The following is a 17622-nucleotide window of genomic DNA, read 5'->3' on the forward strand; positions in this document are numbered from 1 at the left end:
CCGCGCCCGATGGACGATGCGCTGGAAACCCGTGATCAACGCATTCGCCATCACGTTCGGTGACCGCTGGCCGGGAGCCGAAACCTACTGATCAACAACGCCGGAACACCGATCATGGGATAGACCCCGAAACCGACGACGTGGCGGTTCAGCGTCTGGTGGCACCTCCGCCAGTTGCCGAAGCGCCGCCAACGCAGCGGATACCCGTTCGTCGGGAACCGCCTCGAGGAGGCGTCGAGCCTCTCCACGAGGCGCGCCCGGATCAGGGGCTTCGCTAGTCGTCATGCCACCGTCCTAGCTGGAACCACACACAATTCCGACTAACGCGAAGTACGCAATGGCTACTGCGCGCGCACTTGAGCAGCTCTACGCGTCGACGTGCGCATCGACCGGAAGAGGCTCGGCCCCAGGTCGGAGGCCAGGGCGAGGATCACGGTCAGGGCCCCGTAAGCGTTGCCCTACTGGCTGGTTACGACACCACCGCCCGACTTGACGGTGCTCGCGTTATCCGGCCTCGGACATCGCGTCTTCCTTCGGCTCCGACGGCGTTGCCCTGCGGTGGAACCAAAACAGCCCGCACAGCACCGCCAGCCACACCACCCCGACGAGCAGTGCCAGGCGGGTGTCCTCGGCGAACGCCATCACCACGAAGATGAACACCATGAACACCATCGTCAAAACCTGGCCCACCGGCCAAAACGGCACCGGGAACTCAAGATCAGCGGCAGACGAGCGGCGCCGTGAACGGTAGTGCGTCAGCAGGATCATGAACCAAACCCACACCGTCGCAAAGGTGCCCACCGAAGCGATCAGCAGGAAAGCACTGTCCGGCAACAGATAGTTCAGGACAACAGCCAAACTCAGCGCAGCAGCAACCACCAGGACGGTCATCCACGGGATGCCATTACGCGTAACCCGGGCCATCACAGCAGGGGCTTGGCCGCGTCGAGCCAGGCCGTAGATCATCCGGCCGGCACCGAAGATGTCGCTGTTGATCGCGGACAACGCCGCGGTCACCACGACGATGTTCAAAACCGTTGCGGCAGAATGCAATCCCAGACCGGCGAAGATTTGGACGAAGGGGCTTCCGGAAGTGCTGATCGTGTTCCACGGGTTCAGCATCATGATGATCGCCAGGGTCGCCACGTAGAAAAGCAGAACCCGGACGGGGACCGTATTGACCGCCTTCGGCATGGCGGTGCGCGGGTCTTCGGATTCGGCGGCGGTGAGGCCCAAAATCTCCGTGCCGCCGAAGGCGAACATCACCAAGGCGAACGAAGCGATGAAACCGCTTACCCCATTGGGGAACCAGCCGCCGTGGGACCAGAGGTTGGTGACGCTGCCCGAACTGGAACCCAGGCCGAAGATCAGGATTGCCGCACCACCGAGGATCATCGCGACGATGGCGACTACCTTGACCAGCGTGAACCAAAACTCCAGTTCACCGTAAACCCGTACGCTCACCAGGTTCGCGGCGGCGATGACCAGGATCGTCAGCACCACCCAGATCCAGCGCGGCACATCGGGGAACCAGAATCCCATGTACACAGCCAAAGCCGTGACATCGGCGACGCAGACGATCACCATCTCGAACGCGTACGTCCAGCCGGTCAGGAAACCAGCCAAGGGACCCAGGTGCTTCCGTGCGTATTCGCCGAAAGAACCGGGCGCGGGATCGTTGACGGCCATTTCGCCCAAAGCTCGCAGGACGAAGAAAATCGCCGCGCCACCAATGAGATACGCGAGCAGCACCGACGGTCCGGCCTTGGCGATCGTGTCCGAGGAGCCGTAGAACAATCCGGTGCCGATCGCCGAACCTAGGGCGATGAACCGGATGTGCCTGCCGTTCAACCGGCGGCTCAACCCGTCCCCGGACTTCGTCGTCATCGACGGAACCTCCCGAAATCAGTGGCCCGCGTGCGAGCGGGTCGGCACAGTAGAACTGATCCGGCCCGGACCGCCCAACCAACGACTCCCGGAAAGCGTCTGCGATTTCAGACAGTCCACAAAGGACGTCAGCCTTCCACCAATTCCCACGGCGCGCCCGGCTCCGCGCGGTCGAACACCTGGCCCGGCGCGGCGAGCAAGGCCGGTACGACGTCCGGGTACAGCTGCACGACGTGTTCCAGTTCCAGGCCCTCCACCTCGAAATCCTCCGCCTCGGGGACCTCGAAGCCGACGAACAGCCACGTGCCGTCCTGCTCGCGCACGACCTGGCGGACTGCCCGCGACGGCGCGTCGGCGGTCGTGCCGATTTCGGTCAACCCGGTGCTCAGCTGGACTTCTTCCAGCGGCGACCCGGGGTGCGTCCAGGCGGCGATCCGGGCCTCCTGGTGCACGAGATCCTCGTCCACGTCGTCAGAGTCCGACACCGAGCTGAGCAGCCAGGTACGGCGGTCCGGGTCCCAGTCCGCGGCCATCCCGGGCGGCACGTCGGCCAGCGCGACCAGGTGCGGCAACAGGGTCACCGCCGCGCGCAGGGCCGTCGCGCCGAACAGCTGGCGGTTGACCTCCATGTCCTCTTCGAACTCGGCGCCGTCGCTGATGAACCAGTCGTCGTCATCGTCCAGGACGACAAAGGCCAGGTTCTCCGGGTGATCCACCAGGTCGTGCGCGATGATCACCGGGGATTCCGGGTCCTGTCGCAGCGGCCATTGCTCGGACATGCTCACTCCCCGTCGTCGATTACGTGCAGCCACTCGGCATCCGGAGCCTCGCGGAAGAACACCTCGCCCGGTTCCGCGTCCAGCAGTTCGACCACCTCCGGGTACAGCTGCGCCACGTGCCCGAGCTCCAGGGTGTCAACCTCGACCTCGGTCTGCTCGTCGGGATCCGGCACCTCGAAGCCGACGAACATCCACGTGCCGTCTTCTTCCCGGCTGACGTACCGCACGCCGCGCGCGGGTGCGTCCGGCGCGGTGCTGATCTCCATCAACCCCAGGCTGAGGTTCACCTCGTCCATCGGCGACCCGGCGTGCGGCCAAGCGGCGGCGCGAGCCTCCCGGTACGCGCGGGCCTCGTCGTCATCGCTCGGCACGAGCGGCGAAATCAGCACCCAGGACGCGTTGCCGGCGTCCCACTCCGCGCCCATCCCGGCGGGCAGCTTCCCCAGCGCCGACAGCTGCGGCAGCAGCTCCACGACGTCGTGCAGGCACATCGTGGCGAACTGTTCCTCGTCCAGCTCCGGATCCTCGCCGAACTCCGTGCCGTCGCTGACGAACCAGCCTTCCTCGTCGTCGAGCAGCACGTGATCGAGCTGCTCCGGATGCTCGATCAGCCCGCGCGCGACGAGCACCGCCGCGTGCGGTTCCTGCCCCATCGGCCAGTCCTCGGACATACCCGCTCCCCACCTCGTGTCCACGTGCGCGCCCATCCCACCAGACCCGCCCGCTCAGGTGCACAGCGCGTCTCCGGCAGGAAATTCCACGCACGTTGGATTAGGCTTGGCGACATGGTGCTGCCCGAACGTCTCGCCCGGTTCAACCGCGTGGTCACCAACCGGGTCACGAAACCCTTCGCCGACAAACTGCCCGGATTCGGGGTGATCGTGCACCGCGGCCGCAAGTCCGGCCGCGAATTCCGCACCCCGCTCAATGTCTTCCGCACCGACGACGGATTCGTCGTCGCGCTCACCTACGGACCGGACGCGGACTGGGTCCGCAACGTCCGCGCCGCGGGCGAGGCGGAGCTGATCACGCGCGGCCGTAAATACCGCGTGCGCGATCCGGAACTCGTGCATGATGAATCGCGCCGGCCGATGCCGCCCGGGGTGCGGCAGTTCCTCGGACTGGTCGGCGTCACGGATTTCCTTGTGCTGAAACGAGAATGAGGGGGAGCGCGGATGCTCACGGGGAAGCTGGTCCGGCTGCGGGCGATCGAACCGTCGGATGCCGAATCGATCTACCGCTGGATCCACGACCCCGAGATCGGCCGGTACATGACCGCCGATTACCCGCGTTCCCTCGCGCAGTTGCGCAAACGGGGCGAGGACCGCCCGGTGAACACGTACGAGAACGTCGTGCTCGGCATCGAATCCCTCGAAGCGGGCAAGTTGATCGGCGTCGTCGACCTGCGGGACGCGCGCCCAGAGATCGGCCGCGCCGAGTTGGACATCTACATCGGCGAGACCGACCACTGGGACGGCGGGTACGGCACCGAGGCGTTGAAACTCATGTGCCGCTACGGGTTCAACGTGATGCGGCTGCACCTGATCGCGCTCTGGGTCGTCGCCGAGAACGAGCGCGCCCGGCACGTCTACCGCAAGGTCGGGTTCGTGGAGGACGGCAGGCACCGCGAATGCCATCGCGGGCCCGACGGCCAGTACCACGACATGTATCTGATGAGCCTGCTCGAGCCGGAACTGAACGACTGAGCTAGCTCTTGACCTGCCGCTTGCCCCACAGGCTCGCGGCGAGCGTCACGCCGATCGCGGCGAGCACGACCTGGGTGATGATTTCCAGCCAGTCGATGCCCTTGGTGTCCGCGTAGCCGATGCCGCGCGCGATCGCGGTGCCGACGAACGCGGCCACGATGCCGACGATGATCGTCAGCCAGATCGGGATGGATTGTTTGCCGGGTGCGACCAGCTTGCCGAGCAGGCCGAGGATCAGGCCGATCACGACCGCGCTGATGATGCCGGAAACCGCCATGCCGAACTCCTTCTGCCGAGAGGACCGGGCCCGACCGGTTTAGCCCGGAACCCGTGGGTTCAAACCCGGCTTACCGCCCGCATGGGGCCACCGCCACCGGAAGCACGAAAAATGCCCCGGTCCGGGTGCGGAGCGGGGCATTTTTCCAGCCAGTGCGATCAGAACGCGGCTTCGTCGATCTCCATGAGCGCGTTGTCCGCGGCCTCCACGATGGCGCGGCGCGAGGTCAGCTCCGGCAGCACGCTCTTCGCGAAGAACGACGCCACCGCCAGCTTGCCCTCGTAGAACGGCTTGTCCTTGGCCGACGCGCCGTTGTCGAGCTTGGCCAGCGCGACCTCGGCACCCTGCAGCAGCTTCCAGCCGACGAGCAGGTCGCCGACCGACATCAGCAGCCGCACGGTGTGCTGGCCGACCTTGTTGATGTTCTGCGGGTCTTCCTGCGACGAGGTCAGGTAGCCGATCAGCGAGCCCAGCATGCCCTGGGTGTCCTCGAGCGCCTGCTTGAGCAGCGCGCGCTCGTTCTTGAGCCGGCCGTTGCCCGCCTCGGACTCGATGAACTTGGTGATCTCGCCCGCGACGAACGCGAGCGCCTGGCCCTTGTCGCGGACGATCTTGCGGAAGAAGAAGTCCAGCGACTGGATCGCCGTGGTGCCCTCGTACAGCGAGTCGATCTTCGCGTCGCGGATGTACTGCTCGATCGGGTAGTCCTGCAGGAAGCCGGAACCGCCCAGCGTCTGCAGCGACTGCACGAGCTGCTCGGTGGCCCGCTCGGAGCCGACGCCCTTGACGATCGGCAGCAGCAGGTCGTTGACGCCGTGCGCGAGCTTCAGCGCGGCCTCGTCGCCCTCGCCGGTCCACAGCTGGTCCTGGAACGACGCGGTGTACAGGTAGATCGCGCGCAGACCCTCGGCGTACGCCTTCTGCAGCATCAGCGAACGACGCACGTCGGGGTGGTGCGTGATCGTGACGCGCGGCGCGGCCTTGTTCAGCATGTTCGGCAGGTCAGCGCCCTGCACGCGCTCCTTGGCGTACTCCAGCGCGTTCAGGTAACCGGTGGACAGCGTGGCGATCGCCTTGGTGCCGACCATCATCCGGGCGTACTCGATGACCTGGAACATCTGCGCGATGCCGTCGTGCACCTCGCCGAGCAGCCAGCCCTTCGCCGGGGTGCCGTGCTGGCCGAAGGTCAGCTCGCACGTGGTGGACACCTTGATGCCCATCTTGTGCTCGATGTTGGTGACGAAGGCGCCGTTGCGCTCACCCAGCTCGCCGGTCTTGGAGTCGAAGTGGAACTTCGGGACCAGGAACAGCGACAGGCCCTTGGTGCCCGGCTTGGTCTCGATGCCGGGACCCTCGGGACGGGCCAGCACCAGGTGCATGATGTTCTCGACCATGTCGTTCTCGGCCGAGGTGATGAACCGCTTCACGCCGTCGATGTGCCAGGAGCCGTCCTCCTGCTTGACCGCCTTGGTGCGGCCGGCGCCGACGTCCGAACCGGCGTCCGGCTCGGTGAGCACCATGGTGGCTCCCCAGCCGCGGTCGATCATCAGCTGAGCCCAGTGCTTCTGCTCTTCGGTGCCGTTCTTGTCCACGATCATGGCGAAGTTCGGACCCGCCAGGTACATGAACAGCGGGGCGTTCGCGCCGAGGATCAGCTCGGCCGCGGCCCACTGCACCGTCGGGGGCAGGCCGAAGCCGCCCAGCTCGTTGGTGAGGCCGAGCCGCCACCATTCGCCGTCGACGAGCGCCTTGTAGCTCTTCTTGAACGAGTCGGGGATCGTCACGCTGAACGTCTTGGGGTCGTACACCGGCGGGTTGCGGTCCGCGTCGGCGTAGGACTCGGCGAGCGGGCCGGTGGCGAGGTTGTTCAGCTCCGACAGCACGCCGCGGGCGGTTTCCTCGTCCGATTCGGCGAGCACGCCCTTCCCGAGCCGTTCCTGCACGCCGAGTACCTCGAAGAGGTTGAACTCCAGGTCTCGGACGTTGCTCTTGTAGTGGCCCATGTCGTCACTCCGTGTCGTGTTCGGCTTTCCGGCCGGGCACTGGCTCCCTTACTCGCCGGTAACATCAGGATATTACCTACCAGTAACCAGAGCAAGCGAATCCGCCCTTCCAGGGGGTGGATATTCGCTCGGAATGACAGGTCGACCAGGGGCCCGGGCTCACCGCGTGCCGCGCGCCACGGCCTCCTGCACGGCCGGCGGCCCGGCGCTGTCGTCGAGCTGGGGGACCAGGATGCCGCTGCGGAACGCGATGGTCACCGCGTGTGTCCGGTCGCGGGCGGAAAGCTTGCGCAGAATGCTCTTCACGTGGGTCCGCACGGTTTCCACGGACAGGAAGAGCAGCTTCGCGATCCCCGAGTTCTCCAGCCCTTCGGCGACGAGCTGCAAAACCTGGTACTCGCGCCGGGACAACGGCATGGCGCCCTTGGGCTGCACGAGGTGCCCGTCGACCGGAGCGGCTCTTGGCGACGGCTCGCGCTTGGGCCGCGCGGTGAGCGCGGACAGCGCCGGGTCGATGTAGCGCCGGTCGTGGTGCGCGCGCCGGACCGCCTCGGCGAGCCGCCGGGAATCGACCGCACGCGGAACGATGGCGTGCGCGCCCGCCCCGATGGCGGCGGCGAGGTACTGCTGGGTGCGGTTCGTGTCGCGCACGAGGGTGACCAGCACGAGTGCCGGGTCGCCCGCGTTGAGCAGCTTCGCGAGATGGCAGTTGGGGTCCAGCGCGGAGTCGAGGATCACGACGTCCGGACGGACCTGCTCGCACAACTGCATCGCCGCGTGGTGGCTCGCCGCCTGGCCGGACCAGTGCAGGCCCAGCGTGCGGTGCACCATCGCCGCGATGCCCTCGCGGAAAATCGGGATCGGGTCGACGACCGCGACTCCCAGGCTTCGACCGCCGGCTGGCTGACCGGCCGACATGGGCGTTCGGTGGGGCTCGATGCCACGCATCTCGGGCCTCCGTCCATCTCGGTCGCTCCCGGTGACCGGCACGCCCCCTCGGCGTGCCCGCCGGTCCCCCTGCCGGAACCGGCCGGGAACGACACCTTGTCCCTGGTTCGACTCCGCCGAGAGCAGCTTGTGACGCGGTTTCCCCCTCATGGCCGTAACGGCTGATCGCGGCAAACTCTGAGTAGAAAATCGGCCGGGAAATACGGGGGAACGGCGCAGCGAGGGTCCGCCCGACTGGGTTAGCTCTACTGAGGGTTTACCTGCTCGGGTGAATCTCCGATGACCGCCTGTGCGCGCAGCCGACCGAACTCCCCGGCGAGCGTTTTCGGGGTCCAATGGGCGTTCAGACCGCTCGGATTGGGCAGCAACCAGACTCGAGTCGTCCCGATTGTCCGGTCTTGCGGTCCGACCGCGGCCCGCCGATCGCCGAACGCGACGCGGTAGGCGGTGATTCCCACCACTGCCAGCCAGCGCGGACGGTACTTCTCGACCTTCTCGGTCAGGATCTGGCCGCCCTCGCGGAGTTCGTCGTCGGTCAGCTCGTCGGCGCGAGCGGTGGTGCGGGCCACGACGTTGGTGATGCCGAGGCCGAGGTCGAGAAGTTCGTCCTGCTCACTCGGGTCCAGCAGGCGCGGGGTGAACCCGCTGGCGTGCAGCGCGGGCCAGAAGCGGTTGCCGGGACGGGCGAAGTGCAGGCCGAGCGCGCCGGAGTAGAGGCCGGGGTTGATGCCGCAGAACAGCACGTTCAGGTTCGGGGCCAGGACGTCCGGGATGGTGGTCCCGTGCGCGGCGGCTTGTTCGGCCTTGGTGGGTTTGGCGGGCATGGGTCCAGTTTCCCGGCAAGCTGGACGGCATGAGCGTGACGCCTGACGGCTGCCCGGTCGACCTGTATCTGGAGCTGCCCGCCGCTGGCGAGCCGGAGGTGATTCACGGTGCGATCCCGGCGGGAGCCGCGGTGCTTGAACTCGGTTGCGGAACGGGCCGCGTGACGCATCCGCTGCTCGCGCTCGGACATCCGGTGGTCGCGGTCGACGAATCGGCGGAGATGCTCGCGCACGTCGTGGGCGCGGAGACCGTCCGCGCCCGCATCGATGAGCTTCAGCTGGACCGGCGGTTCCCCGTCGTCGTGCTCGGCAGGCGCTGCTGGCGGCGGCACGGCGGCATCTGGCTCCGGACGGGCAGTTGCTGGTCGAATGGCATCCGCCCGCCTGGTTCGATCAGGTCGCCGACGGCTCGGGCGGGCAGCTGGGCGACGTGCGCATCGCCCTCGAAGACGTCCGCCGCGACGGCGACCGGCTCTCCGCCACCGTCGCGTACTCCCTCGGCGACCGAACCTGGAAACAGCCCTTCACCTGCGAAAACTTCCCTCTCGAACCAGCACTCGGACAAGCCGGGCTGAAGTTCGGGCGCTGGGTCACCGCTGAGCGGGATTGGTTCTCCGCACGACCTTCGAACGCGGGGTAGCCAACCCGGCGCCGGGCTCGGTAGCCTGTGTGATCTCTCGCACAACGGCGTCGATGAGGAGAGCACATGCAACTGTGGCTAGTGCTCGGCCTGGTAGCACTGATCATCGCCATCGCCTCGTTGATCGTGATCCTGGAAGACCGCCGCGCCGCGCGCCAAGCCGCGATCGCGAGACGAGCCCGGTTAGCGCGTCTCGGCGAGGTCGATCCGCTCGCTCCGGGCAGGCTCCACGCGGAGGGTTGAAGAGATCGGCCGGAGCGCGAGCAGCAGCGCGCCGGCCAGCCAGCCGAGACCGGAGCCGAAGGTGTTGGTCATGAGGTCGTCGACGTCGAAAATCCGGTAGACGAACGGCGCGGTCCCGAAGTTCGCGGTGAGCTGGGTGATCTCGACGGCCAGTGAGGCCGCGAAACCGATCGCCAGCGCGCCGACCAGGCCGCGGCGCCACAGCACCCGGGCGAAGAAGCCGAGCGGGACGAACAACAGCACGTTCATCGCGGCTTGCTGGAACGTCTGCGTGGTGAACCAGTCCGCCGCCGACAGACCGTGTTTCACCAGCTCGGTGTGGATGTCCGCGATCCACTGGAACGGCTCCAGCTGCACCGTCTGCTCGAGCCGCCTGCTGTGCGGGCCGGGCAGCGGCAGGAAGACGACCGCCAGCGCCATGCACGCGTAGAACACGACCGCCGCCGTGGTCGCCAGGCCGCGCAGCCGCGGGCGGCCGTGGCGCGCGAACTGGAGCACGAGCTGCGGGACCAGGATCGTCGCCCATACCGCGAGGAACCCGATGAACCCGTACTGCAGGGCGGTGACCTGTGCGTTCGTCATACCGAGAACGCTATTGATCTTGCCGCCGCGGCACTTCGGTCGAAGAGCCGGAGGGTCTGGACCACGGATCGGCCAGATGGCCGAGTGCGCGCCGACCGATCGGTCAGCGCTCGCCCGAAGGCGGTTCGTCGTCCTGGTCCACGCGCTCCGAGCGCCAGGCCGCGAAGACGGTGCCGGCGATCAGCAAGAGCACAACGGCGAGCGTCAGCACGACGAGCTGCAGTTCCATTTTGTCCCCCTCGGCACCCAACGCACTGATCGGCGCGGCGCGGGCGAACGTTACCGAAACTTTCACCCGGTACCGGCCGTTCCGCCCTGGTCAGGACCGTCCGATTTGGGCAGACTGCTTCGCCGGGCGTCCGCATCAGGGGTCAGGCGGGCGCGAACACCGGAGGAAACATGAAGCTCTTCACCCGGCTCGCGGCCACCGCCGCGGCCGCACTGGCCACCGTGGCCGTCACGAGCGCGCCCGCCGAGGCCGCGCAGACCGCCGACGTCCGGATCATCGCGTTCAACGACCTGCACGGGAACCTCGAACCGCCGTCCGGGTCGAGCGGGAAGATCACGCTCCCGGACGGGAGCAAGGTGGACGCGGGCGGCGCGGCCTACCTCTCGACGCACGTCAAGCAGCTCGAGGCGCAGGTGCGCAATTCGATGGTGCTGTCCTCGGGCGACAACATCGGCGCGTCGCCGGTGATCTCGGCGCTGTTCCACGACGAACCGACCATGGACTTCCTCAACGAACTCGGCGTGAAGGCGTCCGTGGTGGGCAACCACGAGTTCGACGAGGGCTACCAGGAACTGCTGCGCATGCAGTTCGGCGGCTGTAACAAGACCGACGGCTGCCAGTTCCGCAAGACCTACGACGGCGCGCGCTTCCCGCTGCTCGGGTCCAATGTGTACTTCGACAACGGGCTGCCCGCGCTGCTGCCGTTCAGCATCCAGTACTCCGGCGGCGTCCCGGTCGGCGTCATCGGCGCGACGCTCAAGGACCTGCCGTCGGTCGTGACGCCGGAAGCCATCAAGGGCCTCAAGTTCGGCGACGAGGTCGAGGCGATCAACCGCACCGCGAACATCCTCGACCGGCTCGGCGTGAAAGCCCAGGTCGTGCTGCTGCACCAGGGTGACGAGGCGCTGCCAGGCGCGGGCCCGAACGACTGCAAGGTGCAGCCGGACGGCGACGCCTCGGCCATCGCGAAGAACGTGACGCCGAAGGTCGACGCGATCTTCACCGCGCACAGCCACCAGCAGTACAACTGCGTCATCAACGACCCGGCGGGCCAGCCGCGTCCGGTGATCCAGGGCGCGTCGTTCGGTCGGCTGCTGTCGGTCGTCGACCTGAAGATCGACCGCCGTACGCGCGACGTGGTCCGGTCGCAGACCAAGGCGCACAACGAGATCGTCACCCGCGACGTCACGCCGGACCCGGCCGTGACGAAGCTCGTCGACGAAGCCAAGACGAAGGCCGCGCCGATCGCGAACAAGCAGGTCGGCACCATCACCGCGGACCTGCCCGCGGCGGGCGGGCCGTCCGGCGAATCGCCGCTCGGCGACGTGATCGCCGACGCCCAACTCGAAGGCACCAAGTCCAACAACGCCGTCATCGCGATGACGAACCCCGGCGGCATCCGCGCCGACCTGACGTACAAGTCGTCGTCGGCAGGCGAAGGCGACGGGGTCGTCACCTACGGCGAGGCGTTCACCGTGCAGCCGTTCTCGAACATCATGCAGACGATCACGCTCACCGGCGCGAACCTGAAGAACGTGCTGGAACAGCAGTGGGGCCAGTCCGGCGGCACCAAGATCCTGCAGATCTCGAAGTCGCTGCACTACACGTATTCGGCGGCCGCTCCGGTCGGCTCGCGGGTCTCGAACATCACGGTCAACGGCACGCCGGTCGACCCGGCGGCCAAGTACCGGGTGTCGGTGAACAACTTCCTCGCCGCGGGCGGGGACGGATTCACCGAGTTCACCAAGGGCACCGACCTCGCGGGCGGGCCGGTGGACCTGGACGCGTTCATCGCCTACCTCGGCGCGCACCCGGGCTTCGCTCCGCCGCCCGCGGACCGGATCACCGCGACTCCGTAACCCGCGGCACTCCAGGAGCCCTCGCCCACCCGGGCGGGGGCTCCTCTCGTTTCTCCAAGACAACTCGCCGCTGCCGGGCCACGATGGTGGGCATGACGATGACCTGGGACGACGTGACCGCGTGGGCGCAGGAGGAGCTGCCGGAAACCGAGGTCGCGACCTGGTACCGCACGCCCGCGCTCAAGGTGGCGGGCAAGGGTTACGCACGGCTGCGCACCGAGGCCGAGGGCGGGCTGGTGCTGTTCGTCGGGCTCGACGAGAAGGCCGCGTTGCTCGCGTCCGGCGATCCGGCCTTCTTCACCACGCCGCACTACGACGGGCACGGCTCGATCCTCGTGCACCTCGACCGCGTCGACCCACAGCAGCTGCGCGAGCTGCTCACCGAGTCCTGGCGGTCGAAAGCCCCGGCGCGGCTCAGCAAATGACGATCGGCTGCGGCGAGTACGTCGTGCTGCGGCTTTCCTCGCGGACCTCGCCGCCGCTGGCCAGGTCGTAGAACACCCGGGTGTCGCTGACGGTGAACCCGGACGCGCCCGGCGACGCGTGGCACTGACCGTCCGGACCAGGTCCCAACTGCACCGGCGGCGGCACCTGGTTCGACGGCGCGCCGCTGCGGCCTTCGACGCGGAAGTGCTTGGTGCCCCAGATCTTCACCGTCACCGAACCGCCGCTTGCGCTCGCCTGGATCACGAAACCGGTCGGATCGTTGTTGGCCAGCTTGAGGTCCACGGCATTGCCGGAACTGTCCACAGCCGCCGCGTCGCGACCCGCTGGGTAGCGGTCGATGAAGTGGTCGTGCGCCGCGTGGCCGCCGTCGCCGAGTCCGGCCAGGTAAGCCGCGTTGTACAAAGTGGACGAAAGCTGCGACAGCCCGCCGCCGGTCACCGACGGCCCGGTGCCGTCCTCGTCGACCGGCGCGGAGGCGTACCCGCCGCCGCGATAGTCGTTGAGGCTGAACGACTCTCCCGGCTTCACGAGGACGCCGTTGATGCGTCCGGCGAGCGTGGCGACGTTGTCCGCGGCCGGACCGCTGAGCCCGCCGGTGGTGTACTCGCCGATGACCTCCTTGACTCCCAGCGCGTTCGCGCCGTCGGTGGTCAGGGTCGGGTGTTTCTGGTCGTAGGCGACCGGCAGATCGCGGCCGGCCGGCTTGGCGAGCACCGCGGTGAGGGTCTTGAAAGTGTTGGCCCAGTTGATCTTTCGGCCGTCCTCGGACGGGGTGACGGCCGGGACGCCGGAGTCGAGGGTGATCTGCGCGTCCTTGCCGTTCGCCTCGGTGGACGCCAGGTCCGGCTGGACGGCCGCGCGCAGCTTCTCCTGGTCGATCCGCAGTTCGAGACCGCCGCCCCCGTTGGGCTGGAACTGGAACGACGACGCGATCGCGGACGGCTCCAGCGTGCTGTCCTTGCCCTCGCCGTGCAGCACCACCGGCGCAGCGACCGCGGGCGCGACCACGGTGTCCAGCAACCGGTGCACGTCAGCGGAGGTGGTTTGGGGCGGGGTCACCGCCATCTTCACCGTGACCCCGCGCGGCGAAAGCCAGTCCGCGACCACGGCTTGCACCGCGGCCGGGACGTCGGACAGCTCCTGGCCCTGGCGCGGCTCGACCGCATACGCGGTGACCCCGTTGTTTTCCTTCGGCGTGAACCCGATGCTGCCCTCGACCAGCGGATGGTTGAGCTGCTTGCCGGCGAGCTGCTGGACCGCGTCGGTCACCTCGAGCTGGTCGCTGCGCGTCACGACGCCCACCTCGCGGGTGGTGAAGAACGACAGCAGCCGGGTGAGCGGACTCCACGGCTGGTGCCCGGCCTGGGCGAGCGTGCCCGGCCAGTCGAGGCCGAGCCCGGAATCCGCGGGAACGAGCGTCCCGGTGACGTCCCCGGCGTGCACCGCCACCGGACGGGTCAGCCGGGGCTGGAGTTCGGTGTGCAGCTTGGCTTCCGCCTCGGCATAGGACAGGCCGCCGACGTCGATCCCGGCCACCTGCACGCCGCGCGGCACGTCGCCGGCGCTGGTCATCAGGTCGACGGTGTAGAGCAGCACGAACAATCCGAGCAGACAGCCGACGATCATGAACGTGCGGCCGACGCGTTTGCGGAACCGGCGGAACGGCGTGTCCGGCGGCGGGGGCGCGTCGGCCACCGCGAAGATCTCCGTGGCCAGATCGGCTTCGCTGACCAGGGCGGGGTCGTTCAGCAGTTCGTCGCTCAGCAGGTCGTCGGCGAAAGCCGACGAACGGTCTTCTTCACGCAACGCCTGCCTCCCCTGGTACGGGAGCTACAGGTAAAGCCCCGTGCCGTGTTCGGTCCGCTCCGTGGCCACCGCGTGGATGTCGCGCTCGCGCATCACCAGATGGCCTTCGCCCTGGATCTCGACCTCGAGCTGGTCCTCCGGGTTGAACAGAACCCGGTCTCCCTGCTTGACGTTCCGCACGCTGTTGCCGACACCCAGTACATCACCCCACACCAGCCTGCGCGCGACTTGCGCGGTGGCGGGAATCACGATGCCGCCGCTGCTGCGGCGCTCGCCTTCCTCCTGCGACAACCGCACGAGGACGCGGTCGTGCAGCATCTGGATCTCGAGCTTGGGCGTGTCCGGCACGCCAGCCATGCTACTGACCGGTTGCCGGAGCCTTGGGCTCGCCCGCCATCATCAGGCTCAGCGACTTCCCCCCTCCGTTCTCGAACCGCACCGGAACGCCCCAGTCCTGCCGGGTGATCCGGCACGCCGGGTGCTCGCCGCCGTCGTCGCAGCTCGCGGCCTGCGCCACTACCTGCAAGACACCTTCGGTCGCGCCTTCGGCGAACTTGATCCGCCGAACGAGATCAGTTCCGACCCCGGCCCCGTCGGCGAGCAGTTCCGGCGGCGACGCGGTGATCTCCAGCCGCGTCGAAGGCCCGTAACGCTCGTCCAGCTTCTCGCCCGGCGGCGGGGTGAAGACGACGGAGAACTCGATCTCGCCGGGCGCGAGCACGGTCGGCGGCCGCCGCACGGCTTGCCGCGTGCCGGCGACGGCGGTCGCCTGGCCATTGCCCCCGAGCGGGGTAACCCGGTTGCCCGCCGACTCCACGACGTACAGCTCGCCGTCGTGGCGCACCAGGCCCTGCGGTTCGGCGAACCCGGTCGCGAGCGTCGTGACGTCGCGGGTGAACGGGTCGTAGCGGCGGATCGCGCCGTTGTAGGTGTCGGCGATCGCGACCCGGCCGTCGGGCAGCACGGCGAGGCCGAGCGGATGCTGCAGCAGCGCCTGGTCGGACGGGCCGTCGGCGTGGCCGAAGGTGAACAGGTCCGTGCCGACCGCGGTGTGCACGGTGAACGACTCGCCCGCCGGTTCGATCCAGCGCAGGGCCGAGGTTTCCGCGTCGACGAGCCACAGTTTCTGGCCGTCCACGGCGAATCCGGACGTCTGCGCGAAGAACGCCTCGTGCACGTCGCCGTCGCGGAGGCCCTCGACGGTGGTGCCGGCGAACCGGCGGATGGCGCCGGAGACCGGGTCGAAGACGCTCAGCGTGTGGTTGCCGGCCATCGCGACGACCACGCCGCCCGCCGGGGCCCACCACGTGACGTCCCACGGGCTGGTGAGGTCGATGTCCAGCGCTTTGCCGGTGTCGGTGCCGTCGCGCCACTGTTTCCCGGTTCCGGCAACGGTTTTCACCTCGCCGGTGTTGAGGTCGAGGCCGCGCAGGCGGTGTCCGGCGGTGTCGGCGACGATCGCGTGGTACCCGGCGCGCTCGGCGACTTCGTTGGGCAGCAAGGCGATTCCGGACGGTTCGGCGAACTGGGCCAGGTCGAACGGCCCGTCCTGCGTCCCGCGCACGCCGCTGCCGAAGCGGCGGATGACGGTCTCGCCGTCCGAAGCGAACTCGACGATGGAGTGATGTCCGGTGTCCGCGACCAGAATCCGCCCGCCTGCGGTGACCACGGCCTTGCTGGGGAAACGCAGTTCCGTGCGCTGCTCCTCGACCGGCACGTACGGGCTGCCGCCGCGCCGGAGCGTGCCCTTCGCCTCGTGCTTGGCGACGAGGTCGGCGATCACGCGGCGTAGCGCCTCGCCGTGGCCTTCGCCCGCCGCGACGTGCACGACGTAGCCCTCGGGGTCGACGACGACCAGCGTCGGCCAGGCCCGTACGGCGTACTGCGACCACAGCTCCATCTTCGGGTCGTTGACCACCGGATGGTGCACCTCGTACCGGCGCACCGCGGCCTCGATCGACGTGCGCTCGCCCTCGCGGCTGAACTTCGGCGAGTGCACCCCGACGGTGACCAGGACGTCGGCGAATTCCTGTTCCAGCGGACGGAGTTCGTCCAGCACGTGCAGGCAGTTGATGCAGCCGCTGGTCCAGAAGTCCAGCAGCACCACGCGTCCGCGCAGTTGCGCCAGAGTCAGCCGGTGGCCGCCGGTGTTGAGCCAGACGTCGCCGGTCAGCTCGGGCGCGCGCACGCGGGCTTGCCGGGCTTGCGGTGAGGAAGTCACGGGAGGAGTGAACTACATTCGGTCACGCAGTGTTCCGTCAACCACGGCTGGAGAGAAGAACCTCACCCCGGCGAGGGAGTTCATTCCGGCGAAAAAGGGCGCGCGGACGCGGGCCGGCGCTACGTACGCTTCGGGCATGACACACGTTCAGCCGGCCGAAGCCTTCACCGTGGAGGAGGCCCGCATCCTGCAGCAGAATCTCGGCGAGCCCTTGCGGCCTGGCCTCACGCCCGCCGAACTGAGCGACGTCGAGGACCAGTTCGGGTTCACCTTTTCCGACGACCACCGGATTTTCCTCACCGCCGGGGTGCCAGTGGGCGACCGCTGGCCCGATTGGCGCCACGGCGACCCGGACCAGCTGCGCAAACGCCTGGACTGGCCGGTCGACGGCGTCCTGTACGACGTGGAGAACAACGACCTGTGGCTGCCCGAATGGGGCGCCCGGCCGCGGTCGATGTGCAACGCGCTGGCGGTCGCGCGACGGCAGCTGGCGACGGTGCCGCAGCTGGTGCCGGTGTGCGGGCATCGGTATCTGCCCGCGACGGCGGGGGAATCCGGGTATCCGGTGTTGTCGGTGTACCAGACCGACGTGGTCTATTACGGCTGGGACCTGCGCAGTTACCTGCGGCACGAGTTCGGCGGGGAGCCGCTGGGGGAGGAACCCGCGAACGTCAAGGTCGTGGAGTTCTGGTCCCGGTTCGTGGAGTGAGCGCTACTCGACCGCGCTCTTGAGCCGCGCGAGCGTCTCCTCGATGTTGACGCGGTTGGTCACCGAACGGTCCTTGACCCCGGTGGCCACCACGGTCAACGGTGTGAACCAGCCGGGCCGCTGGTCCCACATGCTCTCGGTGACGACGCAGCCGTCGCCGACGGGTTCGATCACGTACTCCCAGCGGGAGACCGGGATCGGCCCGAGCTTGACGTCGAAGGCGAACCGGCGTCCCGCGTCCGCGGCCGTGATGACGACCGTCGTGGACCACCGGCGCACCCCGCGCCGGTTGCTGCCGCGGAATTTCGCGCCGACGGCCGGGCCGGTCGCGCCGCCGAGCCAGCGGTGCCCGCAGTACTCGGTGGCCGCCCCCGCGAGCGCGCCCGGGTCGCTGACCAGCGCGTACACCTTCGCCGGAGCGGCGCTGACCTCGATCTGACCGGTCGCATCAGGACTCACATA

At 68.3% G+C, this 17622-nt stretch carries 19 protein-coding genes; 6 read left to right on the forward strand and 13 right to left on the reverse strand.

Annotated elements, in window-relative coordinates; genetic code table 11:
- Positions 1 to 504: 504 nt before the first annotated feature.
- The 3 genes from PUT80_RS22085 to PUT80_RS22095 form a co-directional block, all read right to left on the reverse strand.
- Positions 505 to 1887, reverse strand: a complete 1383-nt coding sequence (locus tag PUT80_RS22085) for an amino acid permease (RefSeq protein ID WP_037808936.1) — start codon at positions 1885 to 1887, stop codon at positions 505 to 507.
- Between the two features lie 128 nt (positions 1888 to 2015).
- Entirely contained in the window at positions 2016 to 2666 is a 651-nt protein-coding gene (locus PUT80_RS22090; RefSeq protein ID WP_275293307.1) for a hypothetical protein, read from the reverse strand.
- 2 nt (positions 2667 to 2668) lie between these two features.
- Positions 2669 to 3337 carry a hypothetical protein gene (locus tag PUT80_RS22095; protein WP_199817328.1) on the reverse strand — a complete coding sequence of 223 codons (669 nt, stop codon included), beginning with the start codon at positions 3335 to 3337 and terminating at the stop codon, positions 2669 to 2671.
- A 114-nt stretch (positions 3338 to 3451) separates the two neighbouring features.
- On the opposite strand from PUT80_RS22095, the gene PUT80_RS22100 reads away from it, so the two are divergent.
- On the forward strand, positions 3452 to 3829 hold the full coding sequence (locus PUT80_RS22100; RefSeq protein ID WP_037808940.1) for a nitroreductase family deazaflavin-dependent oxidoreductase: 378 nt from the start codon (positions 3452 to 3454) through the stop codon (positions 3827 to 3829).
- 12 nt (positions 3830 to 3841) lie between these two features.
- On the forward strand, positions 3842 to 4372 hold the full coding sequence (locus PUT80_RS22105) for a GNAT family protein (RefSeq protein ID WP_037808942.1): 531 nt from the start codon (positions 3842 to 3844) through the stop codon (positions 4370 to 4372).
- 1 nt (position 4373) lies between these two features.
- Here the strand turns inward: PUT80_RS22105 and PUT80_RS22110 are convergent, their stop codons facing one another.
- The 4 genes from PUT80_RS22110 to mug form a co-directional block, all read right to left on the reverse strand.
- Complete coding sequence (locus PUT80_RS22110; protein ID WP_037808945.1) at positions 4374 to 4649, reverse strand: hypothetical protein; 276 nt, start codon at positions 4647 to 4649, stop codon at positions 4374 to 4376.
- 158 nt (positions 4650 to 4807) lie between these two features.
- Positions 4808 to 6652: an acyl-CoA dehydrogenase gene (locus PUT80_RS22115; RefSeq protein WP_134727712.1), complete on the reverse strand. Its 1845-nt coding sequence runs from the start codon at positions 6650 to 6652 to the stop codon at positions 4808 to 4810.
- Positions 6653 to 6811: 159 nt separating this feature from the next.
- A complete protein-coding gene (locus tag PUT80_RS22120; RefSeq protein ID WP_238603767.1) occupies positions 6812 to 7570 on the reverse strand; it encodes a response regulator transcription factor in 759 nt (252 codons plus the stop codon).
- Between the two features lie 275 nt (positions 7571 to 7845).
- The gene (gene mug / locus PUT80_RS22125; RefSeq protein ID WP_134727713.1) at positions 7846 to 8424 is read right to left on the reverse strand and encodes a G/U mismatch-specific DNA glycosylase; all 579 of its coding nucleotides are present in this window, start codon (positions 8422 to 8424) and stop codon (positions 7846 to 7848) included.
- A 29-nt stretch (positions 8425 to 8453) separates the two neighbouring features.
- Here mug and PUT80_RS22130 point away from each other — a divergent pair, with 29 nt between their 5' ends.
- Positions 8454 to 8999 (forward strand): class I SAM-dependent methyltransferase, encoded by a 546-nt coding sequence (locus tag PUT80_RS22130; protein WP_275293308.1) that lies wholly within the window; start codon positions 8454 to 8456, stop codon positions 8997 to 8999.
- Between the two features lie 248 nt (positions 9000 to 9247).
- Here PUT80_RS22130 and PUT80_RS22135 read toward each other — a convergent pair whose 3' ends face one another.
- Complete coding sequence (locus PUT80_RS22135; RefSeq protein WP_134727715.1) at positions 9248 to 9889, reverse strand: VanZ family protein; 642 nt, start codon at positions 9887 to 9889, stop codon at positions 9248 to 9250.
- Positions 9890 to 9992: 103 nt separating this feature from the next.
- Complete coding sequence (locus PUT80_RS22140; RefSeq protein WP_037808952.1) at positions 9993 to 10184, reverse strand: hypothetical protein; 192 nt, start codon at positions 10182 to 10184, stop codon at positions 9993 to 9995.
- A 104-nt stretch (positions 10185 to 10288) separates the two neighbouring features.
- Between PUT80_RS22140 and PUT80_RS22145 the strand changes: the two genes are divergently transcribed.
- Together PUT80_RS22145 and PUT80_RS22150 are read left to right on the forward strand one after the other, a co-directional pair.
- Positions 10289 to 11977 (forward strand): bifunctional UDP-sugar hydrolase/5'-nucleotidase, encoded by a 1689-nt coding sequence (locus tag PUT80_RS22145; RefSeq protein WP_275293309.1) that lies wholly within the window; start codon positions 10289 to 10291, stop codon positions 11975 to 11977.
- A gap of 92 nt (positions 11978 to 12069) precedes the next feature.
- Positions 12070 to 12402: an MmcQ/YjbR family DNA-binding protein gene (locus tag PUT80_RS22150; protein ID WP_134727717.1), complete on the forward strand. Its 333-nt coding sequence runs from the start codon at positions 12070 to 12072 to the stop codon at positions 12400 to 12402.
- On the opposite strand, the gene PUT80_RS22155 is transcribed toward PUT80_RS22150, so the two are convergent.
- From PUT80_RS22155 to PUT80_RS22165, 3 genes are read right to left on the reverse strand one after another with little or no spacing between them, the layout of a single operon-like run.
- The gene (locus PUT80_RS22155; RefSeq protein ID WP_275293310.1) at positions 12392 to 14230 is read right to left on the reverse strand and encodes a VanW family protein; all 1839 of its coding nucleotides are present in this window, start codon (positions 14228 to 14230) and stop codon (positions 12392 to 12394) included. The genes PUT80_RS22150 and PUT80_RS22155 overlap by 11 nt on opposite strands.
- Before the next feature lie 24 nt (positions 14231 to 14254).
- Positions 14255 to 14587, reverse strand: coding sequence for a co-chaperone GroES (locus PUT80_RS22160; RefSeq protein WP_037808959.1), 333 nt, complete (start codon positions 14585 to 14587; stop codon positions 14255 to 14257).
- Position 14588: 1 nt separating this feature from the next.
- The gene (locus PUT80_RS22165) at positions 14589 to 16418 is read right to left on the reverse strand and encodes a thioredoxin-like domain-containing protein (RefSeq protein ID WP_275293358.1); all 1830 of its coding nucleotides are present in this window, start codon (positions 16416 to 16418) and stop codon (positions 14589 to 14591) included.
- 169 nt (positions 16419 to 16587) lie between these two features.
- On the opposite strand from PUT80_RS22165, the gene PUT80_RS22170 reads away from it, so the two are divergent.
- Positions 16588 to 17160, forward strand: a complete 573-nt coding sequence (locus tag PUT80_RS22170; RefSeq protein ID WP_037809419.1) for a hypothetical protein — start codon at positions 16588 to 16590, stop codon at positions 17158 to 17160.
- 3 nt (positions 17161 to 17163) lie between these two features.
- Here the strand turns inward: PUT80_RS22170 and PUT80_RS22175 are convergent, their stop codons facing one another.
- Entirely contained in the window at positions 17164 to 17619 is a 456-nt protein-coding gene (locus PUT80_RS22175; protein ID WP_275293311.1) for an SRPBCC family protein, read from the reverse strand.
- Positions 17620 to 17622: the final 3 nt, after the last annotated feature.

Source organism: Amycolatopsis sp. La24, assembly GCF_029087445.1.
Lineage (GTDB): Bacteria > Actinomycetota > Actinomycetes > Mycobacteriales > Pseudonocardiaceae > Amycolatopsis > Amycolatopsis nivea.

Bases quoted from the DNA above. Each gene is read 5' to 3' on its own strand.
- PUT80_RS22160 (WP_037808959.1), bottom strand. From the start codon at position 14,587: ATGGCTGGCGTGCCGGACACGCCCAAGCTCGAGATCCAGATGCTGCAC.
- PUT80_RS22115 (WP_134727712.1), bottom strand. From the start codon at position 6,652: ATGGGCCACTACAAGAGCAACGTCCGAGACCTGGAGTTCAACCTCTTC.
- PUT80_RS22120 (WP_238603767.1), bottom strand. From the start codon at position 7,570: ATGTCGGCCGGTCAGCCAGCCGGCGGTCGAAGCCTGGGAGTCGCGGTC.
- PUT80_RS22130 (WP_275293308.1), top strand. From the start codon at position 8,454: ATGAGCGTGACGCCTGACGGCTGCCCGGTCGACCTGTATCTGGAGCTG.
- PUT80_RS22095 (WP_199817328.1), bottom strand. From the start codon at position 3,337: ATGTCCGAGGACTGGCCGATGGGGCAGGAACCGCACGCGGCGGTGCTC.
- PUT80_RS22150 (WP_134727717.1), top strand. From the start codon at position 12,070: ATGACGATGACCTGGGACGACGTGACCGCGTGGGCGCAGGAGGAGCTG.
- PUT80_RS22105 (WP_037808942.1), top strand. From the start codon at position 3,842: ATGCTCACGGGGAAGCTGGTCCGGCTGCGGGCGATCGAACCGTCGGAT.
- PUT80_RS22135 (WP_134727715.1), bottom strand. From the start codon at position 9,889: ATGACGAACGCACAGGTCACCGCCCTGCAGTACGGGTTCATCGGGTTC.
- PUT80_RS22170 (WP_037809419.1), top strand. From the start codon at position 16,588: ATGACACACGTTCAGCCGGCCGAAGCCTTCACCGTGGAGGAGGCCCGC.
- PUT80_RS22090 (WP_275293307.1), bottom strand. From the start codon at position 2,666: ATGTCCGAGCAATGGCCGCTGCGACAGGACCCGGAATCCCCGGTGATC.
- PUT80_RS22145 (WP_275293309.1), top strand. From the start codon at position 10,289: ATGAAGCTCTTCACCCGGCTCGCGGCCACCGCCGCGGCCGCACTGGCC.
- mug (WP_134727713.1), bottom strand. From the start codon at position 8,424: ATGCCCGCCAAACCCACCAAGGCCGAACAAGCCGCCGCGCACGGGACC.
- PUT80_RS22100 (WP_037808940.1), top strand. From the start codon at position 3,452: ATGGTGCTGCCCGAACGTCTCGCCCGGTTCAACCGCGTGGTCACCAAC.
- PUT80_RS22085 (WP_037808936.1), bottom strand. From the start codon at position 1,887: ATGACGACGAAGTCCGGGGACGGGTTGAGCCGCCGGTTGAACGGCAGG.
- PUT80_RS22110 (WP_037808945.1), bottom strand. From the start codon at position 4,649: ATGGCGGTTTCCGGCATCATCAGCGCGGTCGTGATCGGCCTGATCCTC.